This window comes from bacterium, assembly GCA_020444325.1.
In the GTDB taxonomy this organism is placed as follows: Bacteria; Bacteroidota; Ignavibacteria; order SZUA-365; family SZUA-365; genus BM516.
Map to the genome: position 1 here is coordinate 85,857 of JAHLLD010000003.1, position 21,540 is coordinate 107,396.

The 21,540-nt window shown below is 55.3% G+C and carries 19 protein-coding genes; 11 read left to right on the forward strand and 8 right to left on the reverse strand.

Annotation, left to right across the window (positions count from 1 at the left end; genetic code table 11):
• Positions 1 to 3: 3 nt before the first annotated feature.
• Positions 4 to 1,065 (reverse strand): glycosyltransferase, encoded by a 1,062-nt coding sequence (locus KQI65_05120; protein ID MCB2204110.1) that lies wholly within the window; start codon positions 1,063 to 1,065, stop codon positions 4 to 6.
• A gap of 126 nt (positions 1,066 to 1,191) precedes the next feature.
• Here KQI65_05120 and KQI65_05125 point away from each other — a divergent pair, with 126 nt between their 5' ends.
• Positions 1,192 to 2,028: an alpha/beta fold hydrolase gene (locus tag KQI65_05125; GenBank protein ID MCB2204111.1), complete on the forward strand. Its 837-nt coding sequence runs from the start codon at positions 1,192 to 1,194 to the stop codon at positions 2,026 to 2,028.
• Positions 2,029 to 2,151: 123 nt separating this feature from the next.
• Here the strand turns inward: KQI65_05125 and KQI65_05130 are convergent, their stop codons facing one another.
• The 5 genes from KQI65_05130 to KQI65_05150 all read right to left on the reverse strand — a co-directional run bounded on the left by KQI65_05130 (position 2,152) and on the right by KQI65_05150 (position 7,331).
• Positions 2,152 to 3,405: a hypothetical protein gene (locus KQI65_05130; protein ID MCB2204112.1), complete on the reverse strand. Its 1,254-nt coding sequence runs from the start codon at positions 3,403 to 3,405 to the stop codon at positions 2,152 to 2,154.
• Positions 3,406 to 3,585: 180 nt separating this feature from the next.
• Positions 3,586 to 4,788 carry an ADP-forming succinate--CoA ligase subunit beta gene (gene sucC, locus KQI65_05135; protein MCB2204113.1) on the reverse strand — a complete coding sequence of 401 codons (1,203 nt, stop codon included), beginning with the start codon at positions 4,786 to 4,788 and terminating at the stop codon, positions 3,586 to 3,588.
• Positions 4,789 to 5,043: 255 nt separating this feature from the next.
• Positions 5,044 to 6,216 (reverse strand): dipeptidase, encoded by a 1,173-nt coding sequence (locus tag KQI65_05140; GenBank protein MCB2204114.1) that lies wholly within the window; start codon positions 6,214 to 6,216, stop codon positions 5,044 to 5,046.
• 9 nt (positions 6,217 to 6,225) lie between these two features.
• Entirely contained in the window at positions 6,226 to 7,131 is a 906-nt protein-coding gene (locus KQI65_05145; GenBank protein ID MCB2204115.1) for a hypothetical protein, read from the reverse strand.
• Between the two features lie 17 nt (positions 7,132 to 7,148).
• Complete coding sequence (locus KQI65_05150) at positions 7,149 to 7,331, reverse strand: histone H1 (GenBank protein ID MCB2204116.1); 183 nt, start codon at positions 7,329 to 7,331, stop codon at positions 7,149 to 7,151.
• A 133-nt stretch (positions 7,332 to 7,464) separates the two neighbouring features.
• Here KQI65_05150 and pip point away from each other — a divergent pair, with 133 nt between their 5' ends.
• The 7 genes from pip to KQI65_05185 all read left to right on the forward strand — a co-directional run bounded on the left by pip (position 7,465) and on the right by KQI65_05185 (position 17,211).
• Entirely contained in the window at positions 7,465 to 8,499 is a 1,035-nt protein-coding gene (pip, locus tag KQI65_05155) for a prolyl aminopeptidase (GenBank protein ID MCB2204117.1), read from the forward strand.
• Complete coding sequence (locus KQI65_05160; protein MCB2204118.1) at positions 8,496 to 9,203, forward strand: class II aldolase/adducin family protein; 708 nt, start codon at positions 8,496 to 8,498, stop codon at positions 9,201 to 9,203. Before pip ends, KQI65_05160 begins: the two co-directional genes overlap by 4 nt.
• 8 nt (positions 9,204 to 9,211) lie before the next feature.
• Positions 9,212 to 10,909, forward strand: coding sequence for a YgiQ family radical SAM protein (locus KQI65_05165; GenBank protein ID MCB2204119.1), 1,698 nt, complete (start codon positions 9,212 to 9,214; stop codon positions 10,907 to 10,909).
• A gap of 140 nt (positions 10,910 to 11,049) precedes the next feature.
• Positions 11,050 to 12,966, forward strand: a complete 1,917-nt coding sequence (locus tag KQI65_05170) for a nitrite reductase (GenBank protein ID MCB2204120.1) — start codon at positions 11,050 to 11,052, stop codon at positions 12,964 to 12,966.
• A gap of 151 nt (positions 12,967 to 13,117) precedes the next feature.
• Positions 13,118 to 15,982, forward strand: a complete 2,865-nt coding sequence (locus tag KQI65_05175) for an insulinase family protein (protein ID MCB2204121.1) — start codon at positions 13,118 to 13,120, stop codon at positions 15,980 to 15,982.
• 123 nt (positions 15,983 to 16,105) lie between these two features.
• The gene (locus KQI65_05180; GenBank protein ID MCB2204122.1) at positions 16,106 to 16,642 is read left to right on the forward strand and encodes a methylated-DNA--[protein]-cysteine S-methyltransferase; all 537 of its coding nucleotides are present in this window, start codon (positions 16,106 to 16,108) and stop codon (positions 16,640 to 16,642) included.
• Between the two features lie 143 nt (positions 16,643 to 16,785).
• Complete coding sequence (locus KQI65_05185; protein MCB2204123.1) at positions 16,786 to 17,211, forward strand: GxxExxY protein; 426 nt, start codon at positions 16,786 to 16,788, stop codon at positions 17,209 to 17,211.
• A 25-nt stretch (positions 17,212 to 17,236) separates the two neighbouring features.
• On the opposite strand, the gene arfB is transcribed toward KQI65_05185, so the two are convergent.
• Complete coding sequence (gene arfB / locus KQI65_05190) at positions 17,237 to 17,647, reverse strand: aminoacyl-tRNA hydrolase (protein MCB2204124.1); 411 nt, start codon at positions 17,645 to 17,647, stop codon at positions 17,237 to 17,239.
• Positions 17,648 to 17,962: 315 nt separating this feature from the next.
• On the opposite strand from arfB, the gene KQI65_05195 reads away from it, so the two are divergent.
• The 3 genes from KQI65_05195 to KQI65_05205 all read left to right on the forward strand — a co-directional run bounded on the left by KQI65_05195 (position 17,963) and on the right by KQI65_05205 (position 20,940).
• The gene (locus tag KQI65_05195; GenBank protein ID MCB2204125.1) at positions 17,963 to 18,496 is read left to right on the forward strand and encodes a hypothetical protein; all 534 of its coding nucleotides are present in this window, start codon (positions 17,963 to 17,965) and stop codon (positions 18,494 to 18,496) included.
• A gap of 6 nt (positions 18,497 to 18,502) precedes the next feature.
• Positions 18,503 to 19,579: a DNA/RNA non-specific endonuclease gene (locus KQI65_05200; protein MCB2204126.1), complete on the forward strand. Its 1,077-nt coding sequence runs from the start codon at positions 18,503 to 18,505 to the stop codon at positions 19,577 to 19,579.
• A gap of 173 nt (positions 19,580 to 19,752) precedes the next feature.
• Positions 19,753 to 20,940: a PAS domain S-box protein gene (locus KQI65_05205; GenBank protein ID MCB2204127.1), complete on the forward strand. Its 1,188-nt coding sequence runs from the start codon at positions 19,753 to 19,755 to the stop codon at positions 20,938 to 20,940.
• 122 nt (positions 20,941 to 21,062) lie between these two features.
• On the opposite strand, the gene KQI65_05210 is transcribed toward KQI65_05205, so the two are convergent.
• A complete protein-coding gene (locus KQI65_05210) occupies positions 21,063 to 21,497 on the reverse strand; it encodes an acyl dehydratase (GenBank protein MCB2204128.1) in 435 nt (144 codons plus the stop codon).
• Between the last annotated feature and the right edge of the window lie 43 nt (positions 21,498 to 21,540).

The window sequence follows — 21,540 nt, forward strand, 5'->3', positions numbered from 1 at the left end:
AAATCAGCCGGCATGCTCATGCCATTTTTCAGAGATGAAGGCAGACATTTTTTCCGCGTAGACGGACCGGTCAAAGGACTCGGCATGGCTTCGTATCGACTGCGAATCAAATGACATTGCAGTGAATCTTTCGATGGCATCGGTCAGCGAACCGACAGTCTGCTCGGGGAAAAGCGTTCCGCTTAATCCTTCGATCACCGTTTCCGTCGCGCCACCGCGTCCATAGGCTATGACGGGCTTGCCTGAAGCCATGGCTTCCACGGGCACGATGCCGAAATCCTCTTCCCCGGGGAAAAGCAGGGCGCGGGACGAAGCGTACGCTTGTTCAATCCCGGTATCGTCAATCCACCCCTCCATTGTCACTGTCGGACCCGCCAGACGCGCGAGACGCTCTTTTTCGGGCCCATCACCGATAATTCGCAGCGGCACCTTCAGTGTATTCGCCGCCTCAATGGCGAGATCTACGCGTTTGTATGGTACGAGGGCGCTGACGACGAGGAAATTCCCGTCATTATCCTCTGTCGGGGTAAATCGCGCTGTTTCGACAGGTGGATGGATGACCGTTGATGTGCGGCCATAAATGCGTTCTATGCGTTCAGCGACATACGCGGAGTTTGCGATGTAATGATGCACGCGTGAGGCCGTGCGCACATCCCATCGGCGCAGCCGTGCGGCGGCAAGACGAATCAGTGCCAGCTGCAGACTCCCGGTGTTCGACTTGTTGAAATACTGGTCGAACATGTCCCACACATATCGCATCGGCGTGTGTACGTAGCTGATATGCAGGGCATGCGGCGGCACACGCACACCCTTGGCGACGGCATGACTGCTGCTGACGATGAGGTCGAACTCTGAAAGATCCAGCGACTCGATGGCACGGGGGAACAGCGGGAGGTAGTGACGGTAACGGGTTTCTGCCATGGGCATGCGCTGCAGGAAACTGCTGCGGATGTCGTGGCTTCGAATGGTTTCGCTCACCTTTTCCGGATATGCGATAAGCGTATGAATGGGCGCTGCAGGGAAGAGTTCGCACAGCACTTCCAGACACTTTTCCCCTCCGCGCATGCCGGTGAGCCAGTCATGGACGAGCGCGGTGTTTGCGGGGATTTCTGCGGGCATGTTGTTCCGTACCGTGAATTCAGTATACTTTGCATGACAAGATAGAAAAGTGCCAACAGAAAGCGTAACATGATGCACGATCCGTTTATCATACTCAATCGCCACAGTGATCGCATTTTCGGAGACGTTCACCTGCCGGAGAAGGCGGAGGGATCTCCCGTTGTCATCATCTGTCACGGCTTCAAGGGATTCAAGGGGTGGGGCGGTTTCCCCTGGGCTGCGGAACATTTCGCGCTGAAGGGACTCACGGCGGTACGCTTCAATTTTTCACTGAACGGTGTGGAAGAGGAATTCGGACAGTTCACCGCACTCGATCGCTTCGCGCGCAACACCATCAGCAGGGAGCTCGATGACCTGGCAGACGTGGTCGCCGGAATCCGGGAAGGAAAATTGATCGATGCGGAAATCGACCGCAGCCGCATCGCCGTTATCGGTCACTCACTCGGTGGTGGCGTGGCCATCGTACATGCAGCGGAGGATCGTAATACGCGCGCGGTCGTATCCTGGGCGGGCGTCTCCAATTTCGATCGCTGGGGAAAGAAAACAAAGGAGCAGTGGCGCAGGGAAGGGAAGATGGAGATTCAGAATGCGCGTACCGGACAGATGATGCCCATGGATGTAGTGATGCTCGACGATCTCGACGCGAACCAGACACGATTCGACATTCCCGCAGCAGCGGCGCGGCTGGAATCGCCGCTGCTCGTGCTGCACGGGCAGCAGGACGTATCCGTTCCGATTGAAGAGGGACGCAGAAATGCACAGGCCGCCACACATCCTCAGAGCAGGATTATTGAAATCCCGAACACCGATCATACTTTCGGCGTGAAACACCCGTTTGAAGGACCCACGGCGTCCTTCAGAGATGTGGTCGAAAAAACGTCATCCTGGCTATGGAAGGCCTTCTCCTAGCCTTTTTTCGCCTCTTAAATTGTCAATTATGCAGAAAGTGCATATTTCCAGCGTGGGAAATATGCACTTTCTGCATAATTATTCAGGCGGAGAGCTTCAGGCTTCGCGCGCGGAGATGTTCGCTCAGTTCACAACGGTGAACTTGGCGACACGAACTTCGTCATGCGTCGTCAGCCGGTAGAGATATATGCCGTTGCTGAGCGTCGACGGATCCCAGCTGATATCCCATCGGCCCGGACTGCAGCTCTCTTCAAACAGCGTGGTGATCTGTCGACCGAGCAGGTCGTGGACTCTCAGCGTCACCATGCCGCCGCGCACGACATCGACGGCGACATGCGCCACGCCTGTCGCGCTGCGCGATACGGGCTGCGGCCAGGTCGAGGAAATGGAAACACGTGATGGATACTGTGCTTCGATGCGATTGACAGCGAGTGTGCCACCGGAGGTTGTCCGCATGACCGTCGTGTTCCATCCTGCCACGCATCCGGTTTTGCTGTCGATGAAGGATACCGATTCGAGGTTGACGTCGGTATTGCTTTCCTGCGCTGTCCATGTCTGTCCTGCATCCCAGCTTTCGAGAACGATGCCACCGTATGCTGCGATCACGGCGTGATTGCGTGTCAGATGCTGCACGCCGCTCAGACGATATGCGGAAAGCGGGAGATTTGCTGTTGCAGGATTCCACGTTTTCCCATAGTCCGTACTGCGCAGTATTGTCCCGTTGATGCCGCAGACAACGATGGTACTGTCATCGCCGAAGGAAACCCCGGTCAGTTCGAGGTCCGTTCCGCTGCTCGATTTGCTCCATTTCTCGCCGCCATTGACCGTGCGGCGAATCGTGCCTTTGTTGCCCACGATGATTCCAACGTCTCCGCGGAAAGCGATTTCATTGTAATTATTCAGTCCGGAGCTTTCGTTTGTGAACGTCGCTCCGCCATCGGTGGTGGAGAGTACGCGTGCACCGCGTCCGACAACCATCCAGTTATCCGCGTCGAAAAAATGCACGTCGAACAGTGCATCTGACGTACCGGTGGTGAGCATCTGCCATGAGAGTCCGGCATCTGTCGACTTCATTGCCACGCCGCCATTGCCGAGGACGACGCCGAGGTCGGCACTGTACCAGCGCACACGGCGAAGGACGTCTGTCGCTCCATTGCTGATTTCCTGCCAGCTTCCGCCGGCATCACCGGAACGCAGAAGCAATCCATCGCTTCCGACGGCCACAATTACCGAAGCATCGAGACAGCCGACGGAAAACAGTATGTCTTCTCCTTCCTTGTGTTTTTCAAACCAGCCTTTCTGTGCATGCAGCGGAACGGAGAGAAGGAGGAATGACAGGATCAGGAAGAGCGAGAATACGGAAGCAATGTGTTTCATAGTCTGATGTGGTCTGTTCAACGGTTTCAACTAATCAAAACTTATAATTGCAAACCCTACATGACAATAAACAGCGGGTTAAATCTTTGAAAGAAAATGCCCCGTCACCTTGGGGGTAACGGGGCATTTGTAATAGGAAGGGAGCGAACGAGACAAAATGCCATCGTTCGAGGCGAGCATTTATGCTGCGATCGCCTGCGTGACTTTCTCTGCCGCTTCGCGGAAGTTATGTGCGACGAGGAAATCGATGCCAGAATTCTCGAGAATGACAGCGGCCTCTTCAGCATTGGTCCCGGCGAGACGCACGACAATGGGCACCTTGATGTTGATGTTTTTCGCGGCCTGTACCACACCGTTCGCGATGCGGTCGCAGCGCACGATGCCACCGAAAATGTTGATCAGAATCGCCTTCACATTCTTGTCACTGAGAATGATGCGGAAGCCCTGCTCGGTGGTCTGCGCACTTGCGCCACCGCCCACATCCAGGAAGTTTGCGGGGTCACCGCCGGCCAGCTTGATGATGTCCATCGTACCCATCGCGAGTCCGGCACCGTTGACCATGCAGCCCACATTGCCATCGAGCTTGATGTAGTTGAGATCGAATGCGGAGGCCTTGACTTCGAGGGGATCTTCCTCGGCCTTGTCGCGCAGCTTGATGAAATCCGCATGACGGAACAGCGCATTGTCATCGAGATTCACCTTTGCGTCGAGAGCGAGCACATCGCCTTCTTTCGTAAGGACGAGGGGATTGATTTCGAAAAGACTGGCGTCAAGCTTGTCATATGCATTGGCCAGCGCCATGAGGAATTTCACGGCATTCTTGAAGGCAGTTCCGGAGAGTCCGAGTCCGAACGCAAGCTCGCGCGCCTGATACGCCTGGAAACCGATCTTGGGGTCAATGGCGACCTTGAGGATTTTTTCCGGGGTCTCAGCGGCAACCTTCTCGATCTCCATACCGCCTTCTGTGGAAACCATCATGACGTTGCGCGACTGCGCGCGGTCGAGCAGCATCCCGGCGTAGAATTCCTTGTCAATGTTGACGCCCTGTTCGATGAGTACGCGACGGACGATCTTGCCTTCTTCGCCGGTCTGAATGGTCACGAGCAGATTCTTCAGCATCTGTGCTGCGTACTTCTCAACCTGCTTGAGTGTGGTGGCAACCTTCACTCCACCATCGAGAATCAGTTTGCGCGACTGCGGATCGAGAATCTTTCCCTTGCCGCGGCCACCTGCATGAATCTGCGATTTCACGACCCAGACCTTGCCACCAAGTTTCTTCGCGACATTCACCGCCTGCTCGGGCGTCGTCGCTACGCCGCCCTCGGGCGTGGGGACATTGAACTTTCTCAGTATGGCCTTTCCCTGGTACTCATGGATTTTCATGCGCCGTTCCTTCTAATAAATGGGATAGTATGTAAGCTCAAATCATTTGTCTAGAATAAGGCATTTACAAAAATGCAAAAAACCGGGACAAATTCCAGATCGCACGCAATCTGCGAACGGTCTGCATTTTGCTGAGCATGGAAAAATGAAAAGATGGAATAATGGAATCATACTGTAAATGTCATATTTCCATTCTTCCATCTTTCAATATTTCAATACTCGGCAAGTACCCTCGGTGTGAGGACTCGGCGCTGACTACCCGCACACCGCGTTGAATACGCGGAGGAAGTTGCCACCCAGGATGGCGCGGATGTCGGAAGGGGAATAGCCGCGGTGGAGCAGTTCGCGGGTGAGGAGGGGGAGGTCGGTAACGTCGGCGAGTCCGACCGGAGTATACCCGATGCCATCAAAATCGGAACCGAGTCCGACATGCGCGACGCCGGCGATTTCCACGGCGTGATCAATGTGGTCGGCGACGGTGTGGATGGTCGCGAGTCCGGCCCTGTCTGCGCGGGCGACCAGGGCATCGACGGACTCTTCATAATCCCCGCCGCGTTCGGGATATTTTTCTTGAAGTTTGCGCTGCTCTGCGAGCAGGTCCTTTGCCAGACGTATTTGTTCTTTCCCGAGTCCCGCTTTGATAAAGCCGGGATAGAAATTCACCATGGCCACACCGCCGTTTTTCGCGATGGCTCGAAGCTGCCTGTCGGTGAGGTTGCGGTGATGATTGCGCAGCGCTTTTGAGGCGGAATGGGATGCAATGATGGGGTTGCGTGTGGTCTTGATCACATCCCAGAACGATGCCTCACCGAGATGCGAAACATCGATGAGTACACCGAGCGAATCGAGCAGACGCACGAAATCATGGCCTTTTGCAGAGAGTCCGCCTTTGACCTTGCCCGCGCTTTCATCCTTTGAACAGGTCGCCCAGTCAGAGCTGTAATTCCATGTGAGCCCGAAGCAGCGGAGTCCACGAGCGTAGAGCTGATAAATGCGCTCCCGTTTCCCATCGATACAACGTCCGCCCTCAAGCGCGATGATACCGGCGATGCGTCCCTCATCCGTCGTGCGTTTCAACGCCTTTGCCGAGGTGATCACGCTGAGAAGGGAGGGATTGCGCGCGGCGATGGCGTGCAGCGAATCGATTTCCGCGAGGGCGAACTGCCAGGCGGCGTCATGCTTTCGTTTCGAGGGTACCCAGATCGAAAAGAGCTGCACATCGAGTCCCCCGGCGGCAAAGCGCGGGAGGTCCGAGTGTCCCTTCGCGTTCCACGATTCCATCTCACCGCCGGACATCACGCGTCCGAGAACATCGTTGTGTCCGTCCACCACTGTCGCCTGCATGTGAAGAGCTCGGTAGTCTTTCTGCGCGAGCAGGGTGAAAGGGAAGAGAAGAATGATGAGCAGGGAAATGCGTAGTACAGACATGATATTGCGTCAGAATGGGAATTTTTCAGCGTACCAGTCACGGGTGACGTCCATCCACATGACCAGTCCCTTCCATTCTTCGAAGGGAGCGTAATAGGCCTCGATGGCTTCGTCGGCGACGGGACTGCCGTTGTTGTGAATATCCGCGAATTTGGACCGGCACCAGCTGTCGAGTCCCAGTTTATCGAAGCGTCCGAGCAGTTTGAGAAGATTGCTCGCCGCATACTCACCCACGCCTTTGATCGCGCGCAGTTCCCGGTACAGCTCTGGCGAGGGGAGGGTGCTGTCGCGGAAGGCTTCTATGTCGAGTTCTCCGCGCGTGCAGCGCCGGGCCAGCTCAAGGACAAATGGAGCGCGGTACCCGAGTTTGACTTCACTGCGCAGAAAGGCCTCACTGCTCTCGGCGATGGCCTGGGGGACAGGAAATGGGCGAGCGTCGCCTGAACCGATGCCAAAATGCTGTATCAGGCGCTGATTCATCTGCGTGGTCAGGGACCAGCTGCAGTTTGTGGTCAGTATCATCTTGACGACATCCTCAAAAAATGAGGCGCCACGCAGCATGCGACCCGTATTCCGGCGTGCAATCCATGAGAAGGTACTGTCATCCCGAACGCGAGCATAGAAAGGTCTGAGATCGAGATTCAGATGCAGGATATCCTCCGCTGCGTTCTGAGCATTCGCCAGCGCTCGCTGCGAGAGCCGTCTGCGATGTTCGACTTCGACGGCGACGCGGGATTTTCCGGCAGGGGAGAACTGCAGATCCATCACTCGATCGGCATCGTCCCGCAGCGCATAGCACAGCACTCCGCTCGCGGTATCGAGGCGGAAAGGAAAAAGAGCACACCATCCATGTGAATAGACGGTGTGCTCAAAATGAAAACGAGGGGGAAGTGAGAGATTGAGGGCAGTGTTCATGCGCGCTGCGTCCCTTCTCAGTCTTCCTCGCTCTTCTTAATGGACTGCACTTCCATGCGCACGTCCTGGGCGAACTTCTTGACTTCGTTCATGTGCTTGCGAAGCCGGGTACCGGCGGATTTGTTTCCCTTCTCATAGAACTTTTCAAAGTCCGATTCGAAGGACTGGACAAGAGCAAGCAATTCCTGGTAACGGTTCATATGACCTCCTGGTTATTAATCACTCATCAGATGATGCGAATGCACGTAATATACGATTTCAGGCTTTTTTCCAAAATGGGCAGGGCAGGGAGATGCATTTTTGTACATTGCAGGGGAACAGACGGATTTCTCCATGAAATGCTTCCTTTCCCTCTCGCTGATCCTGACATTGACCGCTCTTCCGGCTGCCTTCGCGCAGGAGCATGCCGCCCTGTGGCCGAAAATCGAGTCCTTTGATTCCGGTTATCTCCAGGTTTCCGATCTGCACAGCATTTATTACGACCGCAGCGGAAATCCGGATGGTGTGCCGGTTTTCGTGCTTCATGGGGGACCCGGAGGATCGACGTCCCCGTATTACCGCCGCTTCTGTGATCCGACGTATTTCCAGATCGTGTTGCACGACCAGCGCGGGGCGGGACGCTCGAAACCCTATGCGGAAACGAGGGAAAACACGACCTGGGACCTTGTGGAGGATATCGAGCAACTGCGCAAACATATCGGGGCCGAGCGTATCGTGCTGTTCGGCGGGTCGTGGGGAACGACACTGGGACTCGCGTACGCCGAGCGGTATCCGGATCGTGTCCTCGGACTCGTCCTCCGCGGGGTATTTACCGCAACGAAGGAAGAAATCGATTGGTTTTATCACGGAGGGACAGCACATCTGTTTCCGGACCAGTACCGGGAACTGCTTGACGCGCTGCCGGACCCGGACCGTCGTCCGCTTCCTGCGTATCTGTATGAGCTGCTGCAATCACCGGATTCCCTGACGCGCGCGAAATATGCAAGAGCATGGACGAAGTACGAGGCCGCCGCCAGTAAAGTGGATGCGGATTCGAGTCATATTCGTCAGCTCAACAACTGGCTGGAAGGCAACAATCCGCTGTCATTCGCGCTTTTCGAGAATTACTACATGGCCAATGACTGTTTTCTTGAGCCTGATCAGCTCTGGAAGGATATCGACCGCATTCGTGATATCCCGGCGTTCATCGTCAATGGGCGCTTCGACGCCATCTGTCCACCCATAACCGCCTGGCGTCTGTACCGCGCCCTGCCGCACTCACGCCTGGTCCTTACTTTCGCCTCGGGGCACTCGATGGCGGAGCCGAATACGGAAGCAGCCCTCGTGCAGGGCTTCGAATGGCTGAAAACCAAACTGGAGGAGAAATGAGCAGCATCGATTATACCGACCTCCGGCATGATGTGGCGGAGCATTGCCGCGCCATGCTGCGCGCGGGACTCACAACAGGCTCGGGCGGTAACATCTCCGTTCGTCTCGAAAACACGGATCGCATGTGCATCAGTCCTTCAGGCATCCCGTACCACGAGATGCGCGTGGAGGAAGTACCCATCATCGATTTCGACGGAGAACACAGCGATACCGACACGCAGCCCTCCAGCGAGTATCCCATGCATGCCGCGGTCTACCGGGCGCGACCCGACGTCACGGCCATCGTTCACACGCATTCCCCCTATGCCACCACCTTCGCCTGTCTGCGTGAACCCATCCCCGCGTCGCATTACCTTGTCGGCTTTGCGGGTCCGCGGGTCCCTGTCGCCCCCTACGCCACGTATGGCAGTGAGGAACTGGCGCGCAATGCAGTGGAGTCGCTCGGGCAGGAGTATCATGCGACACTGCTGGCAAATCACGGGCTGCTGAGCGTGGCATCGTCCATTGAGCGGGCTTTCGCCATTGCCGAAGAAATCGAGCTCGTCGCACGCATCCACTACCAGGCGCGTTGCATCGGGACGCCGGTAATTCTTGACGACGAGGAAATAAAGCGTGTGATCCGGAAGTTCAGAAGTTATGGCGTGCGGTCATCCCATGCCGCCGATGACACCCGGCTCGACAATTACGATGGTGAAGGGAGCTGAGCGGTCGCATGGAGTTCCTTCCCGTCAGTAAAGCGGAAATGCAGCGGCTCGGATGGTCGCAATGTGATGTCATCCTCGTCAGCGGCGATGCGTATATCGATGCTCCGCAGATCGGTGTCGCCGTTATCGGACGCGTGCTGGTGGATGCCGGATTTCGTGTCGGTGTCATCGCACAGCCCGACATGCATTCGGGGGAGGATATCAGCCGTCTCGGGGAACCGCGGCTGTTCTGGGGCGTGACCGGGGGCAGCGTGGATTCGATGGTCGCCAACTACACGGCGCTGCAGAAGAAGAGACGGTCGGACGACTATACTCCGGGAGGTGAAAACACGCAGCGGCCCGATCGCGCCGTCATCGCGTACAGCAATCTCATCCGGCAGTATTTCAAGGGCACGGTGCCCATCGTGCTCGGGGGACTCGAAGCGAGTCTCCGTCGCATCGCACATTACGATTACTGGAGCGACGCGGTCAGACGCTCCGTGCTTTTCGATGCAAAGGCCGACCTCCTGGTCTATGGCATGGCAGAGGAGACGGTTGTGCAGCTCGCCCGGTCGCTGGCGGAAGGGGAACTGCCGCGTGCTCTGCCAGGCACATGCATCATTGAGAAGACTGCACCCGATGCCTATCTGCAGTTGCCTTCCTACAAGATTGCGCGCAGCGATGTGGACTCCTTCCTGCACATGTACCGGGTGTTTTACGACAATACCGATCCCGTGACGGCGAAAGGACTCGCACAGCAGCATGGAGACCGATGGCTCGTGCAGCATCCGCCTCCCGCCTATGAATCCCAGGTGCAGCTTGACCACGTGTATGGACTTCCGTTTGCGCGGGATGCGCATCCGACATACAGGAACAAGGGTCGTATTCCAGCGCTCGATACCATACGCTTTGCCCTGCAGACCCATCGCGGCTGCTACGGCGAATGCAATTTCTGTGCTATCGCCGTGCATGAAGGACGACGGGTACGCTGGCGCAGCGAGCGCTCGGTTCTCGATGAGGCAGCGTCATTTTCCTCACATCCGGCGTTCAAGGGTGTGATCCCCGATGTCGGGGGTCCCACCGCCAACATGTACGGTTACGAATGCAGCAAGAAAATCGAGAAGGGTGCATGCACGGAAAAACGCTGCGTTTACCCCACGCTCTGCAAACAGCTGCCCGTGGATCACAGCCGCTACACACGTTTGCTGCAGCGAATCCGTGCACTGCCGGGGATGCGGCATGTTTTCGTCGCCAGCGGGATCCGGCACGATCTCGTGAAGGAAGACCGCTCCTGCGGCATGGATTTCATGGAGCAACTCGTTTCCCATCACGTGTCAGGACAGCTCAAGCTGGCCCCCGAGCACAGTGACGACAGTGTGCTCGGCGTCATGGGGAAAGGGGGCGTGCAGGATCTGCTCGACTTCCGCGAACGATTCTATTCCATCTCGAAGAAATCGGGGAAAAAACAGTTCCTCACCTATTACTTCATCGCCGCCCACCCAGGTTGCGAAGAAAAGCATATGCGGGCGCTGAAATCGTTTGCTTCCACGGAACTTCAAATCAATCCGGAACAGGTACAGATTTTTACGCCCACGCCTGGAACGTGGTCAAGCGTCATGTATCACACGGGGAAAAACCCGTTTACCGGGGAGCGCATGTTCGTAGAAAAGGGGTTACGAGGGAAGCGGTTGCAGAAAGACATCCTGCACACAGCAAAAAAAAGATGAAATTTTCACGAAGATCGTGAATCCCTGCGCGATCTTGCTGCATCCTACTCCTGGAGCTGAAGACCGGCTACTCCTAAATATTTCCTTCATTGGAGAAACGACCTGCCGGAATTTCGAGAGAATTGCAACATGGAGCAGCAATGACCAACAAAAAACGTACCTTTTTCTTTTCCATCCTCATTATTATTCCTCTCCTGGCCCTCACCGGATGGGCTTTCTGGTCGGACATGATCAACATGATGCTGCCGGCGGACAGTCGTCCGGGGAGCATCACCTACGTGGCTGAGCCTGTGACGCAGGAGCAGTTCGACGCCATCGCTGATCAGCTTACGGGCGAATTCGATATGGAATTCAAGCACATCGACATTTTCCGCGAAGCGGGCATCACCGAGTATGAGGGACCGCAGACCTGCCTTTCCTGTCATGAGGAAATCACTGTTGAGGATGCCGCGAGCGGCAACGAGAAAACCGTCAACCTCATGCACAACCTCCTGACATCAACGCACTATCGTTTCTTCACCGAGCGTCACCCGAATGTGTACGGCTTCAACGGCAAGCTGGCCGATAATTTCGCCATGGGAAAAATCAATCGTCCCTGTCCCAAGCCGGGTAGCTTCGCGATGACCGCCTGGGCGGACCTCGTGGTCACCGAGCATGGCGACACGCTTTCCGAGGGCTGTGGCCAGTGCCATATCGGCGGCCAGTACCAGGCGCCGCTTGGTGAAATGATGCCGGGTTATGAAACCACGCAGGATGAAAAAGATGCCATTGACTGTCTGATCTGCCACTCGCAGGGATATGACATGAACCGCAAGCAGGTGACGATGGACGACAACGGACTCAAGCGCTGGGAAATGGACCGCAGCATGCGTGCCGCGATGTCGGTTACGACAACAACGTCGCAGACCTGCCTGCGCTGTCACCAGCACAATTTTGGCGGCGACATTTATATCGATTCCACCGACACCTCGTTTTTCCAGAGCATGCTGAACACAGGCCACGAGCGTCCCCGCGTCCTTCACCCTGGATCCAAGCGCGGCACGCCGTTCTCCCCGAGCTGGGATGTGCATGCTGCTGCGGGACTGAACTGTACGGACTGCCACACCACCGAAGGTCACTACATCGCAAAGGGCCAGCATACCACGACGATGATGACCAATGATCTGCCGGATGTGGATGTGGCATGTGCGAACTGTCACACCAATGAGCCGCATGAGGAAAATGAGGAGATCGCCGAATTCCTCAACATGCATACCGAGAAAGTGGCGTGCGTGACCTGCCATATCCCCTCGCTGCAGGAAGACAATGCCACGCGCCGCGATTTCGACACACCGATGTATGAAGAACACCCGGGTGTGTACGTGTACACAGATATTGAAAAGTTCACCCAGCCGAAGCAGGCAATGACCTACGTCTGGTGGAACGGTGATGCGACCTTCCTCGGCAATGCCATCGGTGACAATCCCAACGGGGAAGACCGCTACGTGTTTTACAAGCCGACGCAGAAGTGGCCTGAGTACCAGGACTACGACTACAGTGAATGGTACGAGCGCGTGATGCGTCCCATCGCCAAGAAGCGTCCCTCCAAGCTGTATGCCATGAAAATCTTCAACGGCAAGCAGCACATCGACCTGCAGAATATCGGTCCCTTCGGTGGCATGTTCGTGCCCTACAATCTCCCGACCTATTATCGCACCGGCGATCCTGACAAGGCCGCTTCCGTGGAAATGGCGAAAGACATGATGAAGATGATGTACGGCACCATGTTCAAGTACTACATGATGGATCAGTTCATGCAGTACATGGACGATGGTACCGGGAAATACATTACCGAATGGCACACCGAGCCGTATGAGGACGTGCGCCTGGTCAAGCAGGGCAAGGTGGAACCCCGCTGGATTCCTGCCGATGCCAACATGGAAATCAGTCACGCCGTGCGCCGCAACGGAGCGCTGACCTGCCAGAACTGTCATGCCGAAGACGGTGTGCTTGACTGGAAGGCCCTCGGTTACAGTGACGAAGACGTGGAAATGTATCAGATGAATCCTCTCGAGTGAGTGTACGCTCACTGAGCTCCAGGAAAAGGGCGTCCCTCGCAAGAAGGACGCCCTTTCTACATATGCCAAATATCACGACATTTTTGTATCTTTTTTCCTCGGGAAACGTACTGAGAAGAATGAATCCTGTTTTTCAAATATCGGAGTAATGATGAACCGATTCCTACGTGTTGCGACTGCTGTTGTCCTGTTCGCTGCGCTGCCGATGCTGCTGCATGCACAGGAGCAGGAGAGTGCTATTTCCTCCCTTGGACTTGGAAGCAAACTCCCTGTAAATCCGCTCGTGAAAATCGGGAAGCTCGAGAACGGGCTGACCTACTACATCATGCAGAACAAACGGCCCGAGAACCGCGCGGAAATGCGTCTCGTTGTCAATGCCGGATCCATCCTTGAAACCGATGACCAGCAGGGACTCGCACATTTCTGTGAACACATGGCATTTAACGGTTCCGAAAATTTCAAGAAAAACGAACTCGTCGAGTACCTCGAGTCCATCGGTATGCGCTTCGGATCCGATCTGAACGCCTATACCTCATTCGATGAGACCGTGTACATGCTTGAATTGCCGATGGACGATGAAAGCGTCGTTGACAAGGGCATGCAGGTGCTGGTGGACTGGGCCTCGGCGCTGTCATTCGAGAACGAAGAGATCGACAAGGAACGCGGTGTGATCATGGAAGAATGGCGCAGCAGGAAAAGCGCAGCGTCCCGCATTCGCGACAAGCAGTTCCCTGTTCTGCTGCACAATTCGAAGTATGCAAAGCGACTGCCCATCGGTCAGCCCGAAATTATCGAAAACTTCGAGTACGATACGGTGAAGAAATTCTATCGCGACTGGTATCGTCCCTCGCTGATGGCAGTCATCGCGGTGGGCGATTTCGATGTCAGCCAGATGGAAGAAAAGATCAAAGCCAAATTCGGCGGGATCGAAAAGCATCCGAATCCCCCGAAGCGTGAGACCTTTGAGGTACCTGATCATGATCAGTTCCTGTTCACCATCGAATCCGATCCCGAGGCGACGTCTACCAGTGTCAACCTGTATCACATGATGGATCCGGAGGTGGATCGCAGGGTGATGGACTATCGTTCATCGATGATTCCGCAGCTCTACAGCCAGATGCTCAACGCCCGTTACAGCGAGCTGCTGCAGGACAAGAATCCTCCGTACATCTTCGCGTCCTCAGGCAAGGGCGGCTTTGTGCGCGCGAAAGATGTGTATGTCCTCAATTGCGGAGTGAAGGACGGTGGAATCGCACGCGGCTTCGAGACTCTGCTCACTGAGGCCGAACGCGTCAAGCAGCACGGTTTTCTCGAGACCGAGCTCGAGCGTGCGAAAACCAATATCCTTCGCAGAATGGAGCAGATGTACGAGGAGCGCGAGAAAACCCGTTCCGGCAGTCATGCGTCTGAGTTCGTTCGCAATTTCCTCACCGAAGAGCCGATTCCCGGTATCGAGGTGGAGTACGAACTGTACAAGAAGTATCTTCCGACCATCACCATCCGCGAAGTGAACAAGCTGACGGATGAGCTGCTGCGTGAGGACAACAGGGTTCTTGCCGTGAGCATGCCCGAAAACGAAAAATATCCCAAACCGACGGAAGAAGAACTGCGTGCCATCATCGCGAAGGTCGAAGCCATGAAGCTCGAACCGTACGTCGATGAGGTTGCCAACAAGCCGCTGACTGAAGTCCCCGGGCAGTTCGCGAAGGTGACGGCAGAGAAGTCGTACGACGATGTCGGCATCACGGAATGGACGCTGGGGAATGGCGTACATGTGCTGCTGAAACCCACCGATTTCAAAGACGATGAGATTCAGTTCGCCGCGTGGAGTCCGGGTGGTCACAGCCTGTCGACAGACGCCAATTACCCGAGTTCGTCGATGGCTGACGCACTGGTCAGCGCCGGCGGTGTGGGTGATTTCGACGTCATCAAACTGCGCAAGGCCCTGACCGGCAAGGTCGCGAGTGTCAGTCCGAGTATCACCGAAGAGTCCGAGGGCTTCTACGGACAGGCTTCGCCGAAGGATGTCGAAACCATGCTGCAGCTGGTGAACCTGTATTTCAAGGCACCGCGCAAGGACACGACCGCGGTGGAGAGTTTCAAGGAGCGCATCGGAGGCTTCCTTGCCAATGCCCGCAATCGTCCTGAAAGTGTGTTCGGCGATACGCTGACGAAGGTGCTCTACCAGGATCATCCCCGTCATCAGCCGATGACAGAAGAGTGGCTCAAGGGACTCGATCTCGAAGTGGCATACGATTTCTATCTCGACCGCTTCAAAGACGCGAGTGATTTCACTTTCATGTTCGTGGGGAATTTCAAGCCGGAAGAACTCAAGCCGATGGTCGAAACCTGGCTCGGTTCGCTGCCTTCAATCAACCGCAAGGAAACCTGGGGCGATCCCGGCATTCGCTACCCGAAAGGCGTGATCAAGAAGAAGGTATACAAGGGCATCGACGACAAGTCCATGGTCACCGTCGTGTTCACAGGCGACCACAACTGGTCGTACGAAAACAACTACAAGGCGAATGCTCTTGAAGAACTGCTCACGATCAAGCTTCGCGAAGAGATACGCGAAGAAAAGGGCGGTACCTATGGCGTTGGTGTGCGCATGGGCCTGGACAAGTCACCGGTCGGGGATTATGCCCTGATGATTCGCTTCGGCTGCAAGCCGGAACGTGTCGACGAGCTTACCGCGACCCTCTTCGACGTCCTCAACAGCGTACGAAATGAACCTGCCGATGAAGAGACCATCAACAAGATCAAGGAGATTCAGCGCCGCGAGCGTGAGACAAATCTCAAGGAGAATGGATGGTGGCTCGGACAGATGCGTGCATCGCTGTCGTACGGCGAGCCGCTTGATCGCTGGATGCAGTACGACGCACTGGTCGACGCACTGGATGCCGATATGCTGCAGGAGACAGCACAGAAGTATATCAACATGGACAATTACGTGCAGGTCCAGCTTTTCCCCGAGGAGAAGCCGGATGATGCAACAGGCGACGTCTCCGCCGAGTAAGTCCCGCATCGAAAAAACCTGACAAGCGTCCCTGACCGGCATTCGCGGCAGGGACGCTTTCCTTTTTATCCTGCGCAACGTACATTCCCGTAATCCATTAACTCCGAAATACGGGGATGGTCCATGGCTCCTGCTACCCTGCAAAAACCCGCCGTCATCGTCCTGTCGCATCACCCATCACCACTCGGCAATCTGCATATCGCCAGTTGTGACGGGGCCGTCTGCTACCTCGGCTTCGAGCGTAAAGGCTATCGCGAGGATCTCTATGCCTATCTGGGACGCTACCTCAAACACTTCGACGTGCAGTCCGACAAGGGCCAACACGACAGCATCCACCGTCAGCTCGACAGATACTTCGAAGGACGCGTGAAAAAATTCCGCGTCAAGACGCATCTCTACGGGACGGAATTTCAGCTGCAGGTGTGGACGGCACTTCGCTCCATTCAGTACGGCAGCACCAGCAGCTACCGTGCCATCGCCGACTACGTGGGCAATCCCGACGCCTCCCGTGCCGTCGGCCAGGCCGTCGGCCGCAACCCCATCTCCATCATCATACCCTGTCACCGTGTCATCGGCGAAAACGGCACCCTCGTCGGCTACGCCGGCGGCGTCGACCGCAAGAAAAAATTGTTAAAGCTCGAAGGCGCCCTCCTGGTTTAGTATTATCAATGGGAACACGGATCCTCACGGATCGTACGGATTTTCACGGAAAAAGGGAGTAGGGAGAAGAGGTTGGGTTCTGACTTGCAGGCCAATGGTGGGGAAGTGACTTTGGTGTAAATACCATAATCAGGGAGAATGCAATGCTGCATGGGGAGATTACGAGGGATATCATTCGTGGATTTTTTGATGTGTACAATACTCTGGGATACGGTTTCCTCGAACGGGTGTATGAAAACGCACTGGCTCTGGAATTGAAGGAATTGATGCTGCAGGTGGATCGTCAGGTCAAGATTGATGTGTACTACTACGACGATCGGGTTGGCACGTATTTCGCCGATATGGTCGTGGAGCGAAAGGTGCTGCTGGAACTCAAAACAGCTGATACTATCAACAATGAGCACATTTCCCAGCTGATTAACTATCTGAGATCTACAGAATATGAAGTTGGTTTGCTGTTGAATTTTGGCCGCCAGCCTCAATTCGCACGCAGAATCTTCACCAACAACCGAAAGGGTGTAATATCAGACATCTCTCCGAACCTCCGTGAGGATCCGTTGGATCCGTGAAAACCCGTGTTCCCTTTGATAGCACTTACGGGTTCTGACGCAGTTTCTTCTTCTCGCTGCGTCGCTTTTTATCCTCGAGGCGTTTGAGGTTGGATGCGCGGGTGGGACGGGTTTTTTTCCGGGGTTTGGGCGGGGAGAGGGCGTGGTGGATGGCGCGGGCGAGGCGGTCGCGGGCATCCTGGCGGTTGCGTTCCTGTGAGCGGTAGCGGCGTGCTTCGATGATGAGTACGCCTTCTTCATTGATGCGGTTCTTCTCCATTTTCAGCAAGCGTTCACGCACATCCTCTGGCAGAGAAGGAGAGTGCTGTACGTCGAAACGCAGTTGAACCGCGGTGGCGACTTTGTTGACATTTTGTCCCCCGGGTCCCGATGAGCGCACGAAGCTTTCTTCGAGTTCGCTGTCCGGTATGTGTATGTCCGCCGTAATCGCCAGCATGTACGAAACTAACGATTGCGGCTCCTTCCATCAATTCCTTCCTCCCGAATTCTTGACATAATCGCGGCGAATGCGTAGCATAGGCGCATCTGTTATGTAGTATTGATCTGTTGCACGGACAGGTTTCCGCCTTGTCCGTACACGCGACAGGCAGCTGCGACGTTCCAGGGGAGTACGGAACTGTGGCTGCGGCAGAGTGGATTAGCGCTGAAATGAGGCGTTTCGTATGTGGCAGGTTCCGTGGTGGCAGCGGCATCGGTCGAAAACGGAATTTCAGCAGTGGCATGCTTGTATCACAGCTGAGCGAGGTATGGTATGGATCCAAATCTATGGCATCTGGACTGGGAACGAACGTTTGAGGCGTTGATGGGCATCGTTGTGCTGTCATTCGTTGTCGAGCGCGCGGTTTCGCTGCTTGTGGAATCACGCTGGTGGATCGGGAAATTTGAAGACAGCAGCGTGGCGAAAAAACGGAACGCAGTGGCACATACGGTCACATCCGACCCAGCTGCCGGCGAAGGAAATGCCGGGACAAAACCGGAGAACGCGTCGACTGCAGGAAACGTGGCAACCGCCGCAGAACAACCACTGCCCGCACAGCGCTATCCTCTGAAGGAATTGTTGGCTTTCCTGGTCGCGGTGCTGATTTGCTGGCGGTGGGATTTTGACGCGGTAAGCATTATTCTGCTGACGGAGACGACGACGAAAGTGGGTGTCGTCATCACCGCAGCTGTCATCGCAGGGGGCAGCAAAGCTTCGATCAAGCTCTTCCACGATGTGTTCAACATGCGTTCGAGCGCGTTGCGGGAGAAGCAGCAGAACAGTGGCAATGTCGACGGACAGAGGTAAGGAGCAATGAAAACAGTATGGATACTGATGCTGACCATTGTGGTCAGTATGACTTCACTGCATGCCCAGCACTATTACGTGGAGGCGAGCAGATCCGCTATTGTGCGCACGCAGCCGGACAGGAATGCCGAGATGATTTTGCGTATGACGCAGGGGGATCAGCTCAATCTCGTACGACTCGAACAGACGGACACCTATTACGAAGTCGTGCTGCCGGCAGGGGGCAGCGGCTGGGTTTCGCGCTATGTGGTGCGGGTGCATGAAGGGGAGGCGCCGCATCCGCTGGGTGCATCTTCTTCCACGGAGGTGGCAAGCGGGCCAGTCGCGGACGTTACCAGTCTCGGCGAACCGGTGGCTTACCAGGTCCTTCGCAGACGGGCCTACAGCGCAGGTTATGATCCGAGGCTGAAAATTCCTGTGTGGGTGCAGTACACGCTCACGAAAGCACATTCGGAAGCCGATGATGTTGATCGTTCCAACGCCTTCGGTGATGATGAGGATATACATGAGGATGGCAGGGCATACAATGTTGACTATGACCAGTTAGGGGATGGCTATGTGAAGGGACACATGGCGCCGGCGGACGATTTCCGTTGGAGTGCGGAGGCTGAACGCGAGACGAATCTGCTGACGAATATCGCACCGCAGATAGGCAGCGCTTACAACGGCAGCGTCTGGAAACGTATCGAGAACAGCGTGCGCGACTGGGCGGAAAGCCGCGGTGAAATCACCGTCATCACCGGACCGGTATTCTTTTCCCGCGACAGCATTGTGACGAAACCGGATTCTCTCACGCAGCCCGGTACTGCCCGGCAGGTTGTGTACAACGTACTCGGAGAACATGAGGTAGCAGTTCCCACTGGATTCTACAAAATCATTGTAGACGCCACAGGCACGCGGCCCGAGGTTATTGCGTTCCTTGTCCCACATTACGAAACGCACACAGATGCAGAGCGAAGCATCGCCCGCTACATCGTAAGTGTCGACGAAATCGAACGGGTCACCGGAATTGATTTTCTTCCTGAGCTGGAGAATGGAGTAGAAGCTGAGATTGAGAGCCAGCGCGCCCCCGGACTCTGGTAGAAACGATCAGTTTGAGCTGCTAGAATACCATTCAAATCATTCATGAGGATGCCCCCATTGCTTCCTTATGTCTCTGCTTGATATGCTTGACCGGGGAACTGATAGCACCTATCTTCTTCATATTAGTGGACCTTATTCTGCATTACCCGGCTATTCAGTAAATCGGACGTTCGATGAAAGAAGAATATGAATCAGAAGGAAAGGCTGCAGAGTCCGTCTCATTTTCTCCTGAAGCATGGTTCAAACTGCTTGTCGAGCGGGCATTGTCAGGGGTGTATATCATACAGGAAAGGGAGGTCGTTTATGTGAATCCCCAGATGGGGGAGATTCTCGGCTACACCCCGGAAGAGCTGATTGGCACTGATCCAATACGTCATGTTCATGAAGAGCATCGGGAATGCATGGCTGAGCTGCATGAAATGCGCCTCAGCAATTTTGGTCCTGGCGAGCGACTGGAAATTAAAGTCGTTACCAGCAGTGGTGAAGCTCGCTGGGTGGAGCTTCATTCCGTTTCAGCCAAGATTGCCGGGAAGCGTACGGTGCTGGGAAACATGCGGGATATTACTGACAGGAAGAAGGCTGCAGAGTATGCGCTGGAGCATCAGGTCATGATGCAGCTCATCACAGAGAATATGGCGGATGTGCTCTGGGTGATGGATCCCGAAAGCAGGCGATTCAGGTATGTCAGTCCATCGGTACAGCAGCTCCGTGGTTTTACTCAGGAGGAAGCCATGCAGCAGTCCCTCGAAGAAGCACTCACTCCAGAATCATTGGAACGCGTTCTGGCGATCATGGATTCTCTTGTGCCGCGCCTTCTGGCCGGAGAAGATCTCGGCAGAACACTGGTCGAAGTTCGGCAGCCATGCAAGGACGGCCGGATCATCGACACCGAAATCTATGTAACCGCATACCAGGCCGATGATGACAGTACGCTTATTGTGGGCGTCACACGCGATGTCACCGAGCGCAAGGCACAGTCGAAGCGCTTCGAGATATTCAGCAGGACCTTGGATCTGATGAGTGAGGCTGCTTTCTGGTTTGGAACTGACAATCGTTTCACATATGCGAACGCCGCAGCATGTGCTTCTCTGGGATACACCCTTGATGAATTAGTCGGAATGGATTTGTCCGTCGTCAATTCAAATGCGACTTCGGAACAGATGGAGTACGTTTGGAAAAAACTCCGCTTCGGAATTCCTCACATTGCTGAATCGCATCATACACGGAAGGATGGCAGCACCTTTCCCGTCGAAACACGATCCTTTCTGGTACATATCGACGGCAAGGAATACTGCTACGGAACTGCCATTGATATTCAGGATCGTTTGCGTGCGAGGCAGGAACAGGCCGACTCCGGATAGCGCACAAAAGGGGAGCGACGCGCTCGATGACGTTGCTATTCTTGCCAATCTGTGGCGAAATGCCATCAAGAAAATATGCAGAAGCTGTATTTTCGGGTGGGAATGGGAGAGGGAAGGCTCGGTCAACCTTGCCTTCGAAAAAGATAGGTGCCATCCATTTCAAGCACGCGATCGTCGTTTTGTCGGTACACGGCGTAGGTGAGTTTGACCAGTCCACGATCCGGTCTGCTTGTCGCACGGGTTTCGCGCACTTCGATATCCACGCGCAGTGTGTCGCCCGGATGGACGGCCCGCAGGAAGCGCATGTTTGTGAATTCCAGCACGGCGACGACCTGATCGAACCAGCCGCTGGCGCGAACGAGTCCCATGGCCACGGCCAGTATCATCGGTCCGGTCACCAGGCGTCGCGGATGTCCGATTTCCTGTGCTCCTTCATCGTGCAGGAACATCGGCAGGTGCAGTCCCGCCACATCGAGAAACACATCAAGCTCCTCCGCCGTCACCGTCCGTTCCGGTGTTGTGACGGTTAGACCCTCGGAAAAATCCTCAAAATACATGTCAGCTCCTTTCCAGCATGCGGAATATGCAGAAATTGCATGT

Coding starts and splice junctions, on each gene's coding strand:
- pip (MCB2204117.1), top strand. CDS start 7,465: ATGAAATGCTTCCTTTCCCTCTCGCTGATCCTGACATTGACCGCTCTT.
- KQI65_05125 (MCB2204111.1), top strand. CDS start 1,192: ATGCACGATCCGTTTATCATACTCAATCGCCACAGTGATCGCATTTTC.
- KQI65_05195 (MCB2204125.1), top strand. CDS start 17,963: ATGGATCCAAATCTATGGCATCTGGACTGGGAACGAACGTTTGAGGCG.
- KQI65_05150 (MCB2204116.1), bottom strand. CDS start 7,331: ATGAACCGTTACCAGGAATTGCTTGCTCTTGTCCAGTCCTTCGAATCG.
- arfB (MCB2204124.1), bottom strand. CDS start 17,647: ATGCTGGCGATTACGGCGGACATACACATACCGGACAGCGAACTCGAA.
- KQI65_05175 (MCB2204121.1), top strand. CDS start 13,118: ATGAACCGATTCCTACGTGTTGCGACTGCTGTTGTCCTGTTCGCTGCG.
- KQI65_05185 (MCB2204123.1), top strand. CDS start 16,786: ATGCTGCATGGGGAGATTACGAGGGATATCATTCGTGGATTTTTTGAT.
- KQI65_05180 (MCB2204122.1), top strand. CDS start 16,106: ATGGCTCCTGCTACCCTGCAAAAACCCGCCGTCATCGTCCTGTCGCAT.
- KQI65_05200 (MCB2204126.1), top strand. CDS start 18,503: ATGAAAACAGTATGGATACTGATGCTGACCATTGTGGTCAGTATGACT.
- KQI65_05120 (MCB2204110.1), bottom strand. CDS start 1,065: ATGCGCGGAGGGGAAAAGTGTCTGGAAGTGCTGTGCGAACTCTTCCCT.
- KQI65_05170 (MCB2204120.1), top strand. CDS start 11,050: ATGACCAACAAAAAACGTACCTTTTTCTTTTCCATCCTCATTATTATT.
- sucC (MCB2204113.1), bottom strand. CDS start 4,788: ATGAAAATCCATGAGTACCAGGGAAAGGCCATACTGAGAAAGTTCAAT.
- KQI65_05210 (MCB2204128.1), bottom strand. CDS start 21,497: ATGTATTTTGAGGATTTTTCCGAGGGTCTAACCGTCACAACACCGGAA.
- KQI65_05205 (MCB2204127.1), top strand. CDS start 19,753: ATGAAAGAAGAATATGAATCAGAAGGAAAGGCTGCAGAGTCCGTCTCA.
- KQI65_05165 (MCB2204119.1), top strand. CDS start 9,212: ATGGAGTTCCTTCCCGTCAGTAAAGCGGAAATGCAGCGGCTCGGATGG.
- KQI65_05160 (MCB2204118.1), top strand. CDS start 8,496: ATGAGCAGCATCGATTATACCGACCTCCGGCATGATGTGGCGGAGCAT.
- KQI65_05140 (MCB2204114.1), bottom strand. CDS start 6,216: ATGTCTGTACTACGCATTTCCCTGCTCATCATTCTTCTCTTCCCTTTC.
- KQI65_05130 (MCB2204112.1), bottom strand. CDS start 3,405: ATGAAACACATTGCTTCCGTATTCTCGCTCTTCCTGATCCTGTCATTC.
- KQI65_05145 (MCB2204115.1), bottom strand. CDS start 7,131: ATGAACACTGCCCTCAATCTCTCACTTCCCCCTCGTTTTCATTTTGAG.